The organism is Bradyrhizobium sp., from assembly GCF_035273305.1.
Taxonomy (GTDB): domain Bacteria; phylum Pseudomonadota; class Alphaproteobacteria; order Rhizobiales; family Xanthobacteraceae; genus Bradyrhizobium.
The window spans coordinates 1-17,212 of record NZ_DATEPI010000140.1 but is presented as its reverse complement, the minus strand read 5'-3'; the positions used below and the strand labels follow the sequence as shown (position 1 = coordinate 17,212).

22 protein-coding genes are annotated in these 17,212 nt (G+C 60.1%); 12 read left to right on the top strand and 10 right to left on the bottom strand.

Annotated features, from left to right (window positions below; translation table 11 throughout):
- Positions 1-248 precede the first annotated feature (248 nt).
- Together VJV58_RS09585 and fghA are read left to right on the top strand one after the other, a co-directional pair.
- Complete coding sequence (locus VJV58_RS09585) at positions 249-563, top strand: EthD family reductase (protein WP_324137100.1); 315 nt, start codon at positions 249-251, stop codon at positions 561-563.
- A 318-nt stretch (positions 564-881) separates the two neighbouring features.
- Positions 882-1,736, top strand: a complete 855-nt coding sequence (gene fghA, locus VJV58_RS09580) for an S-formylglutathione hydrolase (RefSeq protein WP_324137099.1) — start codon at positions 882-884, stop codon at positions 1,734-1,736.
- Between the two features lies 1 nt (position 1,737).
- On the opposite strand, the gene VJV58_RS09575 is transcribed toward fghA, so the two are convergent.
- Positions 1,738-2,247, bottom strand: a complete 510-nt coding sequence (locus tag VJV58_RS09575; protein WP_324137098.1) for a DUF3280 domain-containing protein — start codon at positions 2,245-2,247, stop codon at positions 1,738-1,740.
- Positions 2,248-2,358: 111 nt separating this feature from the next.
- Here VJV58_RS09575 and VJV58_RS09570 point away from each other — a divergent pair, with 111 nt between their 5' ends.
- Genes VJV58_RS09570 through VJV58_RS09550 form a run of 5 tightly spaced genes read left to right on the top strand, consistent with a single transcriptional unit; the run spans position 2,359 to position 6,806 of the window.
- Positions 2,359-3,543, top strand: a complete 1,185-nt coding sequence (locus VJV58_RS09570; RefSeq protein ID WP_324137097.1) for an ABC transporter substrate-binding protein — start codon at positions 2,359-2,361, stop codon at positions 3,541-3,543.
- A 20-nt stretch (positions 3,544-3,563) separates the two neighbouring features.
- A complete protein-coding gene (locus VJV58_RS09565) occupies positions 3,564-4,535 on the top strand; it encodes a YVTN family beta-propeller repeat protein (protein ID WP_324137096.1) in 972 nt (323 codons plus the stop codon).
- Between the two features lie 17 nt (positions 4,536-4,552).
- Entirely contained in the window at positions 4,553-5,350 is a 798-nt protein-coding gene (locus tag VJV58_RS09560) for an ABC transporter ATP-binding protein (RefSeq protein WP_324137115.1), read from the top strand.
- A complete protein-coding gene (locus VJV58_RS09555) occupies positions 5,347-6,195 on the top strand; it encodes an ABC transporter permease (protein ID WP_324137095.1) in 849 nt (282 codons plus the stop codon). Before VJV58_RS09560 ends, VJV58_RS09555 begins: the two co-directional genes overlap by 4 nt.
- Positions 6,192-6,806 (top strand): hypothetical protein, encoded by a 615-nt coding sequence (locus VJV58_RS09550; RefSeq protein WP_324137094.1) that lies wholly within the window; start codon positions 6,192-6,194, stop codon positions 6,804-6,806. The genes VJV58_RS09555 and VJV58_RS09550 overlap by 4 nt, the downstream gene beginning before the upstream one ends.
- Before the next feature lie 57 nt (positions 6,807-6,863).
- Here the strand turns inward: VJV58_RS09550 and VJV58_RS09545 are convergent, their stop codons facing one another.
- Genes VJV58_RS09545 through VJV58_RS09535 form a run of 3 tightly spaced genes read right to left on the bottom strand, consistent with a single transcriptional unit; the run spans position 6,864 to position 9,150 of the window.
- Positions 6,864-7,748, bottom strand: a complete 885-nt coding sequence (locus tag VJV58_RS09545) for a cytochrome c (protein WP_324137093.1) — start codon at positions 7,746-7,748, stop codon at positions 6,864-6,866.
- Positions 7,745-8,317, bottom strand: a complete 573-nt coding sequence (locus VJV58_RS09540) for a PQQ-dependent catabolism-associated CXXCW motif protein (RefSeq protein WP_324137092.1) — start codon at positions 8,315-8,317, stop codon at positions 7,745-7,747. The genes VJV58_RS09545 and VJV58_RS09540 overlap by 4 nt, the downstream gene beginning before the upstream one ends.
- Complete coding sequence (locus VJV58_RS09535; RefSeq protein WP_414641458.1) at positions 8,314-9,150, bottom strand: substrate-binding domain-containing protein; 837 nt, start codon at positions 9,148-9,150, stop codon at positions 8,314-8,316. Before VJV58_RS09535 ends, VJV58_RS09540 begins: the two co-directional genes overlap by 4 nt.
- Positions 9,151-9,514: 364 nt before the next feature.
- On the opposite strand from VJV58_RS09535, the gene VJV58_RS09530 reads away from it, so the two are divergent.
- Positions 9,515-10,456, top strand: a complete 942-nt coding sequence (locus VJV58_RS09530) for a quinoprotein relay system zinc metallohydrolase 2 (protein ID WP_324137090.1) — start codon at positions 9,515-9,517, stop codon at positions 10,454-10,456.
- 55 nt (positions 10,457-10,511) lie between these two features.
- Positions 10,512-11,360: a quinoprotein dehydrogenase-associated SoxYZ-like carrier gene (locus tag VJV58_RS09525; protein ID WP_324137089.1), complete on the top strand. Its 849-nt coding sequence runs from the start codon at positions 10,512-10,514 to the stop codon at positions 11,358-11,360.
- A gap of 33 nt (positions 11,361-11,393) precedes the next feature.
- Here VJV58_RS09525 and VJV58_RS09520 read toward each other — a convergent pair whose 3' ends face one another.
- Positions 11,394-11,690 carry a hypothetical protein gene (locus VJV58_RS09520; protein ID WP_324137114.1) on the bottom strand — a complete coding sequence of 99 codons (297 nt, stop codon included), beginning with the start codon at positions 11,688-11,690 and terminating at the stop codon, positions 11,394-11,396.
- 240 nt (positions 11,691-11,930) lie between these two features.
- Here VJV58_RS09520 and VJV58_RS09515 point away from each other — a divergent pair, with 240 nt between their 5' ends.
- Positions 11,931-12,656, top strand: a complete 726-nt coding sequence (locus VJV58_RS09515) for a pentapeptide repeat-containing protein (RefSeq protein ID WP_324137113.1) — start codon at positions 11,931-11,933, stop codon at positions 12,654-12,656.
- Positions 12,657-12,688: 32 nt separating this feature from the next.
- On the top strand, positions 12,689-13,033 hold the full coding sequence (locus tag VJV58_RS09510) for a hypothetical protein (RefSeq protein ID WP_324137088.1): 345 nt from the start codon (positions 12,689-12,691) through the stop codon (positions 13,031-13,033).
- A gap of 40 nt (positions 13,034-13,073) precedes the next feature.
- Here VJV58_RS09510 and VJV58_RS09505 read toward each other — a convergent pair whose 3' ends face one another.
- The 5 genes from VJV58_RS09505 to VJV58_RS09485 form a co-directional block, all read right to left on the bottom strand.
- Positions 13,074-13,310, bottom strand: coding sequence for a hypothetical protein (locus VJV58_RS09505; protein ID WP_324137087.1), 237 nt, complete (start codon positions 13,308-13,310; stop codon positions 13,074-13,076).
- Positions 13,311-13,425: 115 nt separating this feature from the next.
- The gene (locus VJV58_RS09500; RefSeq protein WP_324137086.1) at positions 13,426-14,304 is read right to left on the bottom strand and encodes a hypothetical protein; all 879 of its coding nucleotides are present in this window, start codon (positions 14,302-14,304) and stop codon (positions 13,426-13,428) included.
- Between the two features lie 231 nt (positions 14,305-14,535).
- Positions 14,536-14,616 (bottom strand): pyrroloquinoline quinone precursor peptide PqqA, encoded by an 81-nt coding sequence (gene pqqA / locus VJV58_RS09495; protein WP_035721241.1) that lies wholly within the window; start codon positions 14,614-14,616, stop codon positions 14,536-14,538.
- Between the two features lie 106 nt (positions 14,617-14,722).
- Positions 14,723-15,130: a calcium-binding protein gene (locus tag VJV58_RS09490; RefSeq protein WP_324137085.1), complete on the bottom strand. Its 408-nt coding sequence runs from the start codon at positions 15,128-15,130 to the stop codon at positions 14,723-14,725.
- 76 nt (positions 15,131-15,206) lie between these two features.
- Positions 15,207-15,530, bottom strand: a complete 324-nt coding sequence (locus VJV58_RS09485; RefSeq protein WP_324137084.1) for a hypothetical protein — start codon at positions 15,528-15,530, stop codon at positions 15,207-15,209.
- Between the two features lie 504 nt (positions 15,531-16,034).
- Between VJV58_RS09485 and VJV58_RS09480 the strand changes: the two genes are divergently transcribed.
- A partial coding sequence (locus VJV58_RS09480) for a hypothetical protein (RefSeq protein ID WP_324137083.1) occupies positions 16,035-17,212 on the top strand: 1,178 nt, incomplete at its 3' end.

Here is a 17,212-nt window from a genome sequence, read left to right as displayed (position 1 = left end):
GAACGACTCTTTAAATCTCGATTTGTTTCAGTGGGCCGCTTGTGTATCGCGGCTCGGCGCGGTCTCGTCGCTTTTCAGGCCCCTCCAGCCCCCTGGGCGCGGGGCCGCGCTCTTCTCTCCCCCAACGCGTCGGCGCATGCGACCTGGTCACGCGGCAACCATCGAGTTGCAGGATTGGCAAAACTGACGCAGAGTCCGAACTAGCGCCGGAGTTCAACCGGCTAATTTTTAGGACAAGGGAAGCCGCCATGATCAAGGTAAGCGTGATGTATCCGAATACGCCAGGGGCGCGCTTCAATCACGAGTACTACCGGGACAAGCATATGCCACTTCTGAAGGCCCGGATGGGCGATGCTTGCAAATCCTATACGGTAGACAAGGGACTTGCGGGCGGAGCACCGGGTGCTCCCGCCACGTATATCGGCATGTGTCATATCTTCTGCGACTCGGTCGAGGCATTCCAGGCCGGTTTCGGACCTCATGCGAAGGAGATCATGGCAGACATCCCAAATTATACCGACCAGTCTCCGGTCATCCAGATCAGCGAAGTGGTCGTCGGCTGACGCCGCAGCCGAGGCATTTATGACCGATCCACATCTAGTGAACTCAATAATCGCCACGGCGATTTGCGACGCTCACAAAGATCAAGAGCACCGAATGGACCCCGAGGAAGCCAAGCAAATCGCGAAGGGCATCGTCGAGGCGCTGTCCGACGCCGGTTTTCAGATCGTCCTTGCCCGGAAAGACTGACCGGGGATGGCTGGTGTCGGCTGCGCCTGGTTTTGGTTCAGAAGGTTGCCTTTAAGCCCGCACAGACATTCGCTCAGCCAGTCTCGAATATTGCAACCGCCGCCGGGGCTACGGCGCTGGAGCCGCACATCATGACGGTCGAAACTGTATCCCTCAATCGATCCCACGGCGGGATGCAAGGCGTGTACCGGCATGCCAGCCGGGAGACCGGAACGGACATGACTTTTTCGGTCTTTGTCCCTCCGCATCAAGGCGGGGCGAAACTGCCCGTGGTCTGGTATCTTTCAGGCCTGACCTGCACTCACGCCAACGTCACCGAGAAGGGCGAATATCGCAAGGCATGCGCCGAACTCGGCTTGATCTTTGTCGCGCCCGACACCAGCCCCCGTGGTGAAGGCGTCCCCGCCGATACCAATGGTTCTTGGGATTTCGGACTAGGCGCGGGCTTCTATGTCGACGCGACGCAGCCGCCGTTCTCGCGCAACTACCGCATGTGGAGCTATGTAACCAAAGAGCTTCCGGAGCTTGTGTCCTCGGCGTTTCCCGCCGACCTCAAGCGCCAGTCCATCATGGGCCATTCAATGGGTGGCCACGGGGCACTCACGATCGCGCTTTCGAACCCCAGCGGCTACCGTGCCGCGAGCGCCTTCTCTCCCATCGTGGCGCCCTCTCAAGTCCCCTGGGGCATCAAGGCGCTCGGAGGCTATCTCGGCAGCAACAAGGAAGCGTGGCGCAAGCACGACACGGTCGCGTTGATTGAGGACGGCGCTAGATTTCCGGATTTCCTGGTCGACACTGGTGACGCCGATCCGTTCCTGAAAGAGCAGCTTCGCCCGGAATTGCTGGAGCGTGCATGTGCGAAGGCCAATATCCCTCTCAAGCTGCGAAGCCAGAGCGGGTATGACCACAGCTACTACTTCGTTTCGACCTTCATGGAGGATCACCTTCGCTGGCATGCGGCGCGGCTCGATCGCTCCGGTCGATAGTTCAATGCGGCGCGCCATAGTTCGGGGCGAGCAGCCGGTTTCGAATAAGATAGCTCATCGCGCGAGACCAGGATTCGTCGGTGTTTCCGCGAAAGTCGGCGCTCATTGCGGTGATCTGTTTCCCCGTATGCACATCCCGCAGGTAGATATTCATATTGAGAATGAGCGCGGAGACTTTTTGAACGAGGCCGGTGATCGAAAGATCGGCGCCGAGCTTTCGTGCATATTCCACATCGCAACCGCCACAGCTCTGCAAATTACTGGCCTGCGCCGCGGCGCTGACGGGGCCGATATCCAGAACCACGAAATTTCCACTCTGCGTCAATGCGTTGCGCAACTGTTGGCTCACGTCCTTCAGTCGCCTCTGCTCGTCGGCCTGAGGCCCGTTCGCCGCCCCTTGCAGGCTGGTATCGAGCAGTTCGAAATCGAACACGGCGACTTTGGGCGCCTCGGCGGCAGCAGGCGAGGAGATCGCCAGCATCAGTACAATGACGAGCCTGAGCACTCGCATGATCGTGTTCCGGCAATTGATCGTGCAGGTCGTATAAATCACTTCGGCCATGTTTCAAGCTGGAACCAACCCTATCGTTGGCCCCGTCGAACGTAACTTCAAGGAGGAGACATGATCCGGCTGCTTGTCGGTCTCGTGGCACTGATCGCATTGGCCACGAGTGCGCTCGCGGCCGATCCCGTCGAGGTCGGCATCGGCTATCTTCGGCGCGCAGGGGTCAAGCAGACCTTGTCGCTGGTTGAACAGCCTGCCGAGAATGATGGCGTGGCCGGCGCCCGGTTGGCGATCGAGGACAACAACACCACCGGCAAATTCCTCAATCAGCATTTTACGCTTGAAGAGGTCCATCTCAAGCAAGGCGAAGACGCCGCTCAAGCCGCGCTCGCGCTTGCTGACCGCAACATCGGCTTCATCATTGCCGACCTTCCTGCTGACGCGCTGTTGAAGGCCGCCGACGCCATCCGCGACCGCGGCGCGGTGTTGCTCAATGCCGCCGCCACCGACGATCGCCTGCGCGAGGAAGACTGCCGTGCCAACGTCATTCACGTGGCGCCGACGCGTTCGATGCTGGCGGACGCTCTCGCCCAGTATCTCGTCTGGAAGCAGTGGAAGCGCTGGCTGATGGTGGTTGGCTCGCATCCGGAAGACAAGTTGTACGCGGACGCGATACGGCGTGCCGCCGCACGGTTCGGAGCGAAGATCGTCCAGGAGCGCGTGTTCGAGGATACCGGCGGCGCGCGGCGCACCGACAGCGGCGTCAGCCTCATCCAGCGCCAGATGCCGGTGTTCACGCAACAGGCACCTGCATACGATGTTCTGGTTGCGGCAGACGAAAGCGAAGTGTTCGCGCCGTATTTGCCGTTCCGGACCTGGGACCCGCGCCCGGTCGCCGGGTCAGCCGGGCTTGAGCCGAAAAGTTGGGACGCCGCTCACGATCAATGGGGCGCAGTGCAAATCCAGAACCGGTTTGTGAAGCTGAACTCGCGACACATGACCGCGCTCGACATGCAGGCATGGACGGCGGCGCGCATGGTCGGCGAAGCGGCCTCGCGTGTGAATTCAGGCGATCGCAAGGCGCTGCTCGATTTCATCAAGAGTCCGGATTTTTCCGTGGCGGCATTCAAAGGCCAGGGGCTCTCGCTTCGAAGCTGGAACCTGCAGCTTCGCCAGCCGATTTTGCTGGCGGATGGGCGCATGGTGGTTTCGGTATCGCCGCAGCAAGGATTTCTGCACCAAGTATCAGAACTCGACACGCTTGGCGTTGATCAACCCGAAACCAAGTGCAAGCTTCACTGAAATCGATGGAGGTCGCCCGGATGTGGGTTCGTTGCCTGGCTTTCGCAATTGCGCTTTGGCTTGCCGGCTCCCTGCCCGCCCGCGCCTTCATCGCCTATGTTTCCAATGAAAAGGGTAACACCGTTTCCGTGATCGATACCGACAAATGGACTGTTACAAAAACCATCAAGGTCGGCCAGCGGCCGCGCGGCATCGAATTCACGGTGGACGGCAAGTTCGTGCTGGTCGCGGTCGGCGACGACGACACCATTCAGATGATCGATACCTCCACGCAGGAAGTAGCGGATACCCTGCCCTCCGGCCCCGATCCCGAGCTCTTCATTCAGGATAAGGCCGGCAAGATACTCTACGTCGCCAACGAGAATGACAACACCGTCACGCTGATCGATCTCGAAAAGCGCACGCGGATCGGCGATGTTCAGGTCGGGGTCGAACCGGAAGGCATGGCGATCAGTCCCGATGGAAAGCTACTGATCAACACGTCCGAAACCACCAACATGGCTCACTTCATCGATACCCAAAGCCATCAGATCGTGGCGAACGTGCTTGTCGATTCCCGCCCCCGTTTCGCGGAGTTCAAGCGCGACGGCTCCGAATTGTGGGTTTCATCTGAAATCGGCGGCACGGTGTCGGTAATCGATCCGGCCAAGCACGTCGTGACAAAGAAGATCACGTTCGAGATTCCGGGTTTGCGGAAGGAAGCCATTCAGCCGGTCGGCATCAGCATCACTCCAGACGGCAAGACCGCTTTTGTCGCGCTGGGCCCTGCCAACCGGGTCGCCGTGATTGACGCCGCGAGCCATCAAGTCGAGAAATACCTGCTGGTCGGCCAACGGGTCTGGCATATGGCGTTTACGCCTGACGGAAAATACCTGCTGGTGACCAATGGCCTTTCGAACGACGTCTCCGTCATTGATGTTGCGGCCCTCAAGGTGATCAAGACGGTTCAGGTCGGCGAACTGCCCTGGGGCATTACGATCGCGAAGCAATGACCGAACTCGCAACCCCAATGACCCCGAACCATCCGACCGATATCGCGCAGCCCATTGGCTCGGTCGAAAAAGCGCTGTCGATTGCGAATGTCAGTCATTCCTATGGGGCCCGTCGCGCGCTGGACAAGGTTAGTCTTGCGGTGATGCCAGCCAGCTTTACGGCTCTGCTCGGCCTCAACGGCGCTGGCAAGAGCACGCTGTTTTCCCTGGTTACGCGCCTGTTCGGCATACAGGCCGGCTCCATCCGCATCTTCGGTCACGACATCGGGCAAGAACCCGGCGAAGCGCTGCGCTGCATGGGCGTGGTGTTTCAGCCGCGCACGCTCGACCTCGATCTCTCGGTCCGACAGAATTTGCTCTACCATGCCGCGCTGCAGGGGATTGGCCGGCGCGAGGCTCGGCTGGCCGCAGGGGAAGTGCTGGCACGGATCGGCCTTGCTGACCGCGACAGCAGCAAGGTGCGGGATCTTTCAGGAGGTCAGATGCGACGGCTCGAGATCGCCCGCGCGCTGATGCATCGGCCGCGGCTGCTGCTGCTCGATGAGCCGACGGTCGGGCTAGACGTGAAGGCGCGGGCCGATATTCTCAACCATGTCCGGAATCTGGCGAGCGAGCAAGGCATCGGCGTGCTGTGGGCGACCCACCTGTTCGACGAGATTATTCCCACTGACGACATTGTTGTTCTGCACCAGGGGCGCGTGCTCGCCGATGGCAAGGTCGCACGCATCATCGCTGATACCGGAGCGCGCGACCTGCATTCGGCTTTCATGCACCTGACCGGTATCATCCCCGATCCGGGGGAGCTGGCGCCATGACTTTGAGCGTCGCCAACACCCAACCGGCGGGATTTTCCATTGCGCAATATCTCACATGCCTGACCGGCATCGTGTGGCGCGAGGGGCTGCGCTTTATTCACCAGCGCGAGCGCTTCATCTCGGCCCTGGTGCGACCACTGGTCTGGCTGTTCATTTTTGCCGCCGGGTTTCGCCAGGTGCTCGGCATCTCCATCATCCCACCGTACGAAACCTACATTCTCTATGAGGTTTACATCACGCCGGGATTGATGGCGATGATCCAGCTCTTTAATGGCATGCAATCGTCGCTCTCGATGGTTTACGATCGCGAGATGGGCAACATGCGCACACTGTTGGTCAGCCCTTTCCCGCGCTGGTATCTGTTGTCCTGCAAGCTTCTCGCGGGCACCGCGGTTTCGGTGCTTCAGGTTTATGCGTTCTTGCTGATCGCGTGGTTCTGGGAAATCGAGCCGCCACCGATTGGTTATCTAACTGTATTGCCTGCGCTGGTCCTTTCCGGGCTGATGCTGGGAGCACTGGGCATGTTGATCTCGTCCGGCATTCGGCAACTTGAGAACTTCGCGGGCGTGATGAATTTTGTGATCTTTCCGATGTTCTTTGCCTCCTCTGCGCTTTACCCGCTGTGGCGGGTGCAGGAGGGAAGCCCGATGCTTTACTACGTGTGCCTGTTCAATCCATTCACCCACGCGATCGAACTGGTACGTTTCGCGCTTTATGCAAAGATGAACTGGGTTTCGTTGGCGGTGGTTGCAGGGTGCACGGCAGTCTTCATGATCGGCGCCATGCTTGCCTATGACCCGTCACGGGGCCTCAGTCGCCGCGGACCTGCTGGAGGTGAGACATGAGATGGCTGACGGCTTGTTGTATCGTCGTTGCGATCGCCGGCTCAGCGAATCGAAGTCGTGCGGCCGATCCTCGCTATCCCGACTGGCCCTGCAGCCAGGCCAAAGTACCGGAGATATCGGTCGCCGCGGTGTGGGCCGGCCCGCCACTTGCGGATGCCGTGAACAATTGGAAAAACGATCCCAAAGTAAGCGCGCTTGTGCCAAGATTGGCCGCAAGACGCACGTCGCTGGACGAGGCGCAGAAGGAAATAACGGAGTTTCTTGCGGCCTCTCCTCCGGACAAGAACGAACGAGGCAAGCTGTTGTTCGCGGGTTTGTTCGATACGCTGAATGCCCAGCGTTCATCTGTGATGAACGGTCTCGAACGGGTCACCCGCAAACAGCGCGAAGCGGCGGAAAAGATTCGTTCCGACACCATGACGCTCCAGGGCCTGCAGGATGCCCCGACAAAAGATCAGGCCAAGATAGATGAACTCGGCAACCAGCTCGTTTGGGAGACGCGGATTTTCGAAGACCGGCGTCAGGTCATCAAGTTTGTCTGTGAGGTGCCCACCGCGATCGATCAACGACTGTTCGCGCTTGCTCGGGACATTCAGCAGGAAATCGAATAACGGCCCAAGCGTTGAGTGAGCTTCAGTGGAGTCGGAGCAACGCACCAGCCGCACACGCTATTTGGGAAGCGCGCCGGAGCGAGTTTCAGAATTGCCGCGCCGCATCGCCATGTGCTTGAGATAACCGATGATCAGATCGATCTCGCTGTCGCTCATTTGATCAGCCGCAAACCCGGGCATTTGCTGACCAGGCCAACTGCGAACCGATTTCGGATCGCGGATAAGAGCGCGAAGGCCGTTCAACGTCAGATACTCGGTCGGATTCATTGGCTGATTTAAGTCGGGGCCGAAGGAACTTGAGCCGGCGCCGTTGAGGGTATGGCAAGCCAGGCATTGAGTCACAAACAGCGCGAGCCCGGCGCGCGTGGGATCCGTGGCTGATAATCCCGGATCGACATCGAGCGCCGGCCAGCGTGCCACCGGCGACGGTTGGCTTTCGAGTTTCGCCAACTGATACGGCCATTGCTCGCTGCGGATCATCGCCACCGACGCTCCGGTCCAGACGATATAGAACGGCCCCGCACTGACAGCCTTACCCGGAAGCGGCGGCCATGGCATCTGAGCCGGTTCAATAGCAAGCCACGCGACTGGCTTGGCAGGATCCGTGTTGGTCAGAATATCAAGCGGCAATTGTGCGGCGAACCCGTCGAGCGCGACCGACTCAATCACACGATCGGCTGGAGGATTGAGCCCAGCCAGCAGCGCGGACACAGGGACTGCGCGGTAGCTCATGGACTTGCCGTAAGCGATATCGTTCGCAACCGTCACGCTGATCACGTCTGGCCGGCGCAGAAGCTCGTCCCGTCCGAATTGACGGGTCTGTCCGCCGATCACGACATCGAGCACCGGCTCTGCTGCGACGATGTTCGACGCAAGCAAAAGCCAAGACGCGACGATCAGTGAAAACCTGCCGAGCCATTTCTTGCCGCTTGAGGCACTCATTGCGATGTCCGCGTCCCCTGCACTTCGCGCGGCTCTGGGTGGGATTCCGCCATCGGCAGTTCGGCGCGCTCCCATCCATCCGTGCCTTCGGGATACCAGGCCACATTGGAATAGCCGTACGACATCGCGCGCTTCGCCGCATTCCATGACATCCAGCAATCGGCCTGACAATAGATCACGAGCAGCTTTGCCTTGCTGCCACCGGTGGCTTTCCGAAGCCCTTGCTGAAAATATGTTTCGGTTGCCGCGGCGAGCTCGCCGTAACCGGTGTCGGGCAGCCAAATGCTTCCCGGAATATTGAACCTCGGCTTATCGCGCCAGATCGTACCTGCAGGAAGATTTGACGGCTTCGGCGGACGCGGCAGCACGTCCACGAAAACACCGGACCTGGCGCGCCAGATCATTTCGGCCTGTTCGGTCGCAAGAACGCGGGCGCCGGCGAGCGTTGCCGGCACCGGCGCGCGATAATTGTCGGTGCGGTATCCCTCGGGCTCGGCAGCATTCTCCGCGAGTGCCGACGCAATCCAGGGCAGCGTGAGAGCGACCAATCCGGCAAGCGCCGATCTCATGGTCGCTTGGCCGTCATCTCCGCGGTAATCAGCCGATTGTTCTCGTCCAGCAGCGGCACGCCGAAACCGAGCAGGATTTCGTTGATAGCCGGCTGGTTCTCCTGGATCAGGCGGTTGAGCAACCTCTTCCAGTTCTGATCGGCTGGGCGAACCCCCATGCCGATGCGGTAGACCAGTTGGGGCCCGGATGTTTCCTTTACCAGCGGCGAAATGTGCAAGGCGGGATCAGAATGCATGGCGTAATAACCTGCCATCGGCCCCCACAGCACGGCGGCCTCGATTTCTCCAGCCTTCAAGTCCTTGATCATCGCCGCCACCGAGGAATCGACGCGGGTATCGATCATCAACGGATAAGGTTTGGCGCTGGCCATTAGTCCGTTGGCGGCCATGTTGGTTGCCGGTGGCGTGCCTGCGACAATGCCGAGATGTTTTCCCTTCAGGCGCTCATCGCCTAGCGATGCGACGTCCTCAAGTCCGCTACCGGATTTGGTGACCAGCGCATACGCGGTGCGATAATAGGGATTAGTGCCCTGGACGAGTTCGTCACCCTGCGGGATGCCCATGATGACATCACATCGATGGGCGCCAAGCGTCATCCGGACGAAACCCGTCGCTTGAGGAAAGTACATGTAGTCGAGTTTCTTGTGCAGCTTTTCGGCGAACAGTTCGGCAATCTTGTTCTCAAAGCCCTCCCCCTTCTCGTTCGAGAATGGGAGATTGCGCGGATCGGCGCAGACCCTCAGCACTTTCGGATCTACCAACTCGATCGAGAGGTCGGTGTTATCCATCGGCTGCTGCTGCGCCACAGCCGCTCCCCGGTGCGCCGTCAGCATGGCGGCGATGGAAAGAGCCGTAATCGTCAACCAACGGTGCAGCGAAGCATTGTTCATCGTCGTCTTTCTCCGTCTTGTTCACACGGGCGCGCAACTACTCTCGCCGGTGCTGCGGCTTGGGCCGTCATGGTCCCCCAGCTTTCATGCAGGCATAACTCTGCCTTTTGTGCGGCGGCTGTTTGTCTTGGCCCGCGTTGCGAGCTGCGGTCGGCGCTGCGATCCGTATCATCGTCCCTGGCTGGCAGATTGTGCTTGCCAATTGACCCGTGCAACACACAATAAGCTTTCCGATTTTCAATTTTCCGATTTCCTTGCTGCGATGCAGCGCACGGAACATCGCGTGCGTTGCCTGGACACTGTTCGGATGGCTCGCCGCTCAGCCCTTCTTTTGATGGCATTCGTTTTGGGCACGCTTACAGCCCTTGCGGCGGCCGTGCACGCGCAAGGCCCGAAGCCGCTGACGGTCAGCGAGATCGCACCAGGAGTGTTTATGTACATTGGCGCGACGGCCCTGATGACGCGAGAAAATGAAGGAGCCATCGCCAACATCGGTTTCATCATCGGTAAAGAGGCGGTGGCGGTGATCGACACCGGCGGCAGTCCTCGCGAAGCTAGGCAAATGCTCGCGGCCATCCGCGCCCGCACCGACAAACCGATCCGGTATGTCATCAATACGCACGCTCACCCCGATCATATGTTTGGAAATATCGCATTCGCGAGCGAGGGCGCGACCTTCGTCGGTCACAAGAACTTGCCGCGGGCGCTGGCCGCGCGCGGACAGTTCTACATCGATGCGTTTCGGCGCATTATGGGCGACGATCTGATTGACGAGGTTCGGCTCGTACCACCCACGCTTCTCATTGATGGCACCCGTCAGCTCGATCTCGGGGACCGCGAACTCACTCTGCGGGCCTGGCCGACGGCGCACAGCGACAGCGATCTCACCGTGCTCGACCGGCAAACCGGCACGCTCTTCGGGGGTGATCTGGTTTTCCTGGCTCATGTCCCTGTCCTCGACGGCAGTATCCGCGGCTGGCTGAAGGTGATGCCGGAGCTGGCGGCTGTTTCCGCGCAAAGGGTCGTGCCCGGTCACGGCTCCGTGAGCAGCTGGCCCGGCGCGCTTGATGATGAACGTCGTTATCTCGAAAGGCTGGCGGCCGACGTGGGCGCGCTGGTTGCCCGCGGCGAGCCGATAAAGGTCGCATCCGAGACGGCCGCAGCCTCCGAGCGAGCGCGATGGGAGCTGTTCGACGACTACAATGCCCGCAACGCGACGGCCGCATTTTCGGAAATTGAATGGGAATAGGCCGCCCGCTGGCCTATATTGAATTAGCGCCGATTGTTCGTCAGGGACCGCAGCTATGCCAGCTCCCCGTTGCCGTTCGCTCCGTTGCCATTCGCTCGGTGTCGCCGCTTTGCTGGCTACGTTGCAGTTTTGTGCATCTGCCGCGCCCGCCGCCACGCCGGATGCCTACGATCCGTGGCCCGGCCTGGTACAGGACATCTTCAGCAATCGCCCCATGGACGATGCCGCCGGCGTTCTCGCACTCGAAATGCCAGCTCGCGCGGAGGACGCCGCGATTGTCCCGGTAACCCTGCGCGTCAAGCTTTCACCGACCGACACCCGACGAGTCCGGGCGATCACGCTGGTGATCGATCAAAATCCTTCGCCAATGGCGGCACGCTTCGAGCTTGGGCAGTATTCATCGGTGTCTGAGATTTCCACGCGCGTCCGCGTCAACAGCTACACCGACGTCCATGCGGTTGCCGAACTGAGCGACGGCAAGCTCTACATGACCAAAACATTTGTGAAGGCCTCCGGCGGATGCTCGGCGCCGGCCACCAAGAACGCGGAGGAAGCACGCGCGAGATTAGGCCAGATCCGCTTTCGACAATTCGCAAAGCCGGCAGAAGGTCCTCAAAGCGGCGCCCGCGAGGCCCAGATCATGATCGGTCACCCAAACAATTCCGGCCTCCAGATGGACCAGGTCACCCGGCTGTACGTTCCCGCTTTTTTCGTCAACGAATTGCGCATCTGGCAGGACGACAGTTTGGTCCTCTCGATGGAAGGTGGAATTTCCATTTCGGAAGATCCCAACATTCGCTTCACCTATATTCCGAACGGCGCCAAGGATATCCGCGCAGAAGCGAAGGATACCGAGGGGCACGTTTTCCAGAAGGAATGGAAGCTCGACGCTTCCGCCATGTGACGCATCCCCGGTCCGACGCAGCGCGAATGCTGTTTAGAAACACCTCACTTCGGCTTCGGCCTGGGCGCGCCGCAGGTCATTGAGCGCGCTGGCCGCCTGCTCGGAAGAGCGAAATTGTCCACCGAGGTTGCCGCGGACCTGCGACATGCTCAACACGGTTTCGGCCGTAACGTAACGATCATACGGCAATAACGACGCGATGACGTCGATCGAGCAGGAGCATTGAGTGATGACCTGCCGCGTTTCACCGTTCGCCTTCAGGCAGCCGTAGACATATTCCGACCGCGCCGCCGTGGGATAATCGTTGAAGTCCTCGGCGCGTGCGCCCATCACTGTTGCCGCCAGCGTGAACAGCAAGCAGCTGACCCGTCGTATCGATCCGCCAGAGCTCATCACATCCTCCTGCTGGTGGGCCGGTGAGCTGGATCAATATATGAAAAAGAAGCGCGTCGGGAAACCGACGGACGCGTGATAAAAAGGATTGAACTGGAGGAAACCGAAGTGAAGCTTACGTTTGGAGGCGCGGCGCTGGGTTTCACCCTGCTGGCGGTGACGGCAACGGCGCAGGATATGATGCGCGGCCTCGACCTGTCGTCGCCCGAGATGGTTTCGGCCGAAATGACCCGCGAGCAGGTCCAGAACCTACTGGCAAGCGCGACCGCAGGCGCGCCGGCCGATTTCAGCGGAAAGAAATTGTCCAATCTCGACCTTTCGGGGCTCGACTTTTCCGGCGCGATTTTTCGGGCGGCGCGGCTCAACAAGACCAAGCTTGCCGGCGCCAACCTCGATCATGCCGTCCTCGATCAGGCGTGGATGCTCGAAGCCGACCTGACGGGTGCAAACCTCAAAGGGGCGACCATGTTCGCCTCGCAGATGGCTCGAGCCCGTCTTGACGGCGCCAACCTGTCGAAAGCCCGGATCGCGGCCGATCTCAGCGGCGCCAGCCTTGTCGGCGCGTCGATCGCCGATGCGCGTTTGGGAGCCGACATGCGCAACCAGTCGATGGGCTTGATGCGCGCTGTGCTGAAGTCCGCCAATCTGGAACGGCTGAATGCGCGCGGCGCCGACCTGTCGCGCGTCGACCTCGAATTTGCTTCACTGAAAGGCGCCGACCTGACAGGCGCTTCGCTCAGAGGGACCCAGCTCGGAGGCGCGGACTTGACGGGCGTGACCATTGCCGGCGCGGATTTCGAGGGTGCTGATCTCGCTTCAGCGAAGTTGATCGCGCCGGTTGGGCTCGACCAGGCAAAGAATTTCGACAAAGCAAAAAATCGCGATCGTCTGATCAAGCAGTAGTCGGCAAGCGTTTCACCCCCGGGAGGATTGTAATGACACGATGGATACTGGCCGCGGCGCTTTTGCTGACGAGCGCCGGACAGCTTGCCGCGCAGGGCAAGGGCATCAGGTTCTGGAATCTGACCACGGCGACCGTTTCGGGATTTCAGCTTTCGCCGGCCGGCAAGGACAATTGGGGCCCGAACCTGGCGCTAAACGACAAGGACGGGGAAGTCGATCATGACGAGCGGCTGCGCATTACCGGCGTCGAGCCCGGGCGTTATGACGCGCGGGTCAGCTATCGGGACAAGCGGCAATGCGTGGTGCGAAACATTGAGCTCAAGCCAGATGCGGTGTTTTCGATCGCCGACAAGGATCTGACGGATTGCCACAACTAAGACCCGCACGACATCGGTCGCGCGGGCACGCGAGCAGCTATTATCCCGCGGGTGGCGCGCCGGCTGTATCGGCCTTGTCGTGCATGTGCGGATATTCGCAGCGCCAGCGCACGACGCTCCACTTCGGATGCTCGCCCACCCATTGCGCGACGTAGGGCGGCGCTCCCATCGCGCACTGGCGCAGCGAAGCTGCCCCGGAAAACATCAGATGGGTCTCTTCGCACGTCGCCGGCGATAGCACCGCGCAGACCGTCACAATCAGGTCAATTGGATTCATGCCGAAGTCCTTTGAGTCGCAAGTATACCACGAATAGAAACGGCGATCATCGGTGCGAGGTTTCAAACTGTTGGGGAAATCCACCTCATAATACCGCCCGCGCGTGCTTACGACGTCAGAAGTTAATCCCGAATATCAGGCGAGCCTGATGACGCTCGAAATTGACGAGATCGAGCGACGCCGTGGATGCCGTCGGCCGCCCCCACAGCTGCGTGCTCCAGGCGAACGTAAGTCTTGATCGCTCCGAAAGCTGCAGATACGCGGTCGGACCCGCGAATAGTGCCTGCCCGGCAAATTCATCCAGGCCAACACCTTCATACTTCCGGAGGTACCGCGTTTCGCCGCCGATCAGGAAGCCCGGAAGGATTTGCGCCATCACAGCGATCGCACCGCCGGCCGTCGATTCCCGCTGGGCCAATCCTGTGCTGGAAAAGCGCGTCCATTCCGGCTCATACATCAGATTGAAGGCGGCGACGATGCGGTCCGGGACCAATTCCCGATCGATGGCGAGGGTCAGCTCGGTCCCAAAATTGCTGGCAGGCTCCGCCGTCGTCTCATCCAACCGGTTGCCGTGAGTCTCCAGCGCGAATGTCAGGCCAAACGGCGCCGTGCGTCGGTCGAGAAACCGGTATCGCAAATCAAGCGAAGCGCCTTGCCAATTCATTTGGCGGCGATCCTCCAAACCGGGAACGCCGTTGATGTTGAAAGCCCCAAAAGAGCTTCCGACCTCAATGCGGAAATTATTGGCGGGCACGAACTCCAATTCCAGTTCCTGATTGAGCGCCCGGTATTGGCCTCCTGCTTTGGAAAATCGTCCCGTCGTCTGGCTCTGGAGTTCGCGCTCGCCCAGGCTCCCGACATCGGTGCCGATCATGAAGCCGAACAGATGCTCGGTATCGATGTCTTCCGCATGCGCGCTGGTTGGCAGAGACGATGGAATCAGCGTCGAGAAACACAAGATCACAATGCGCGTGGCTGCAGCAGCAAAAGACATTCAAAATCCCAGAGCCGCTGAGGAATCAACAAGCGCCCTCTCACCGCACGAAGAATGCTCTTATCACAATGCGCGGACCGGTGGGACGGCTTTGCTGCCTGGGGAGGTTTGCTCCTGCACCGCTACGCTTTGCGACTCTCGCGGTGCTTGCCCGCTCGCCGACATGAAAAATCTGCCGCGGCTCGAAAAGCAGGATTCGCTCTCGAGCCGGGCAGATCGACCTCACGCAATTTATTTGCGTGCGGCGCAGGCGTACATGTTGATCTCCATGCCAACCGGCACTTCGACAATCTTCGGAGTTTTCCAGGTCATTCTAAACCTCCCATAGACGCGCCGTTCGCGCGGGTAGAAAGTAAGACCAGCTCGAACGCAACGCAAGTATTCACAGCGAGATGTGATCCGGTGAAATGCAAGCCGACTACTTCAGCAACCGCAACAGCGCCGCACCGGCGCGGGTGTTCAGTTCCTTGTCATCCAAGGTGCCGTCCCGGTCCGGATTGGCCGCATTGAAGCGTCGCTCGACGACCGAAAGATATTCGTTCAGCGTCAGCGTTCCGTCGTGATCGGGATCTGCGGCGCCAAACTCCCTGGCGCTCAGCCTTCTACCCAACTCGCGCCTGTCCAGCGTGCCATCGTGATCGCGGTCAAGTTTCGCAAACAGGCGTGAGGCCGCCTTCTTCACCTCAGCAAGATCAAGCGAGCCGTCGTTGTCCGTGTCGAACATTTTTACCGCATTGCGGCCACCCGAAGCAGCCCAGAGCGGACGGACTCCGCTGGAGAAGGCGGCGACAAGCAACGTCATGAGGACAGAACGCCGCGATATCATGGCCTCTCCTTTGTCGCGCCGACGGGTTGGGCGCGCTGTACGCGGTGCTCCAACCCTATCTCCAGCGTTTGGCGTATCAGCAGCCTTTATCGGCCGTCTGCGTCTTTGCGCCTTCGGCGCGCTGCGCCGCCGTGGGCTCGCCTTGCATCTGCTTTTGGGTATCCTGCGAAGACGCCGCGACGTTTCCGGTTGCACGGTTCATGGTGCTGGTCGGCGGGTGCTCCTTGTCTTCCTTGGCCATGCCAGCGCTTGTTTGTGCTGAGCTTCCTACCGTGGGTCCGGAACCCGCGTCTTTTTCCGCCGTGCGACCGGTGGTCGTATTGCAGGGACCGGCTTGCGCGGCGCTAAGGCCTAAAACCATGGTAGCGAAGCTCGCGAGAACTAGTGACCTGGTATTCATCTGCCGCTCCTCGATTTTCGTCTGGCCTGCGTTCTGTCGCAGCCAGGAAGACGAGAAACGGACCCAGGCCTTTCAGGTTCCTAGTCTTGGCGTAAATCTCCTCGGCACTTCCAGTCGTTCGCGTTGCATCAAGGAAGAGGTTTTCGTGAGTTCATGGGTCGAAGCGTTTGACGACCAGAATCGGAGAAGCGGATGCGCTCGAGCGACAGGATCGCTGCCGAATGTCGGGCCTGCCTGCTGTCGGTCTTGCTGATCGCACTTCCCTGCCACGCAGTTGCCGAGCAATTGTCGATCACCCCGGTGAGCATGGTCCGCATCGGCACCGTCGACAATCGGTTCCAATCCTATAACGTCGAAATGGTTGAAGTTACCGGCGGCAGGTTTTGGAAGCCGTATGGGCCCCAAACATCGGTCCGGGATTCGGATTTGTTTCAATACCGTCCGGCCCTCGATCTGACCAATCCGAGGCTGCGCAAGCTCGCTGCAGCCTTGGGGCCCGCCTACATGCGCGTCAGCGGCACCTGGGCAAACGCGACTTATTTTGCCGATTCAGACAGTGCGCCGTCCGCGCCGCCCGCGGGCTTCAACGGAGTTCTCAGCCAGCAGCAATGGCGAGCAGTGGTTGATTTTGCCGGAGCCGCGGGAGCGCAGATTGTGACTTCATTTGCGGTCAGTCCAGGCACCCGCAATGCCTCCGGTATCTGGTCAGCAGACCAGGCGCGCCGCCTCCTCAGCTACACCTACTCGATAGGGGGACGCATTGCCGCCGCGGAGTTCATGAATGAGCCCAATGGGATCGTGAACGGCAACACGCCAGTCGACTATGATGCTTCATCTTATGCGCGCGATTTCAGGATCTTCCGTGCTTTTCTGAAAGCAGAATTCCCCGACATCAGCGTGCTCGCTCCTGGTACCACCGGCATCAGCGACTTCGCTTCGGACCTGCTCGGCGCATTGAGCCCCGAGAGCATCGACATGCTTTCGTATCACTACTATGGAACGCTGTCGGAACGATGCACCGGTACCAGCGCTGCAGGTGACGCGCTTTCTGAAGAATGGCTCTCGCGTACCGATAAAGTCTTCGATTTCTACCGTTCTGTTCGTGACAGGCTTGCTCCTGGCAAGCCGATCTGGGTGACCGAAACCGCCGAGGCGGCATGCGGCGGAAACCGATGGGACGCGAGCTTCCTCGATACGTTCCGATACCTCGACCAGCTTGGGCGGTTGGCCGCGGCCGGCGTTCAGGTCGTGATGCACAATACGCTGGCAGCGAGCGATTATGGGTTACTGGATGAACGGACGTTCGCGCCGCGGCCGAACTACTGGGGTGCACTGTTGTGGCGAAGACTGATGGCAAGCGGCGTGCTGGAATCCGGCGTGTCCCCTCAAGCTGGCTTCCATGTCTATGCGCACTGCCAGCGGGACACGCATGGCGGCGTCGGCGTTCTCGTCATCAACAGCGATATGCATGGCTCGCGCACGCTGATGATCCCCAGTACTTCGGAGCGCTATACGCTCGATGCCGCTGACATGCGCGACACCACCGTGCGCCTCAACGGGCAGACGTTGCAATTGACGGCCAGCGATGACCTGCCGCGCATCACAGGCGAGCAAACGCCGTCGGGCACCCTGACGTTCGCCCCACTGACAATCACGTTCCTCGCCTTCCCCGCAGCAGCAAA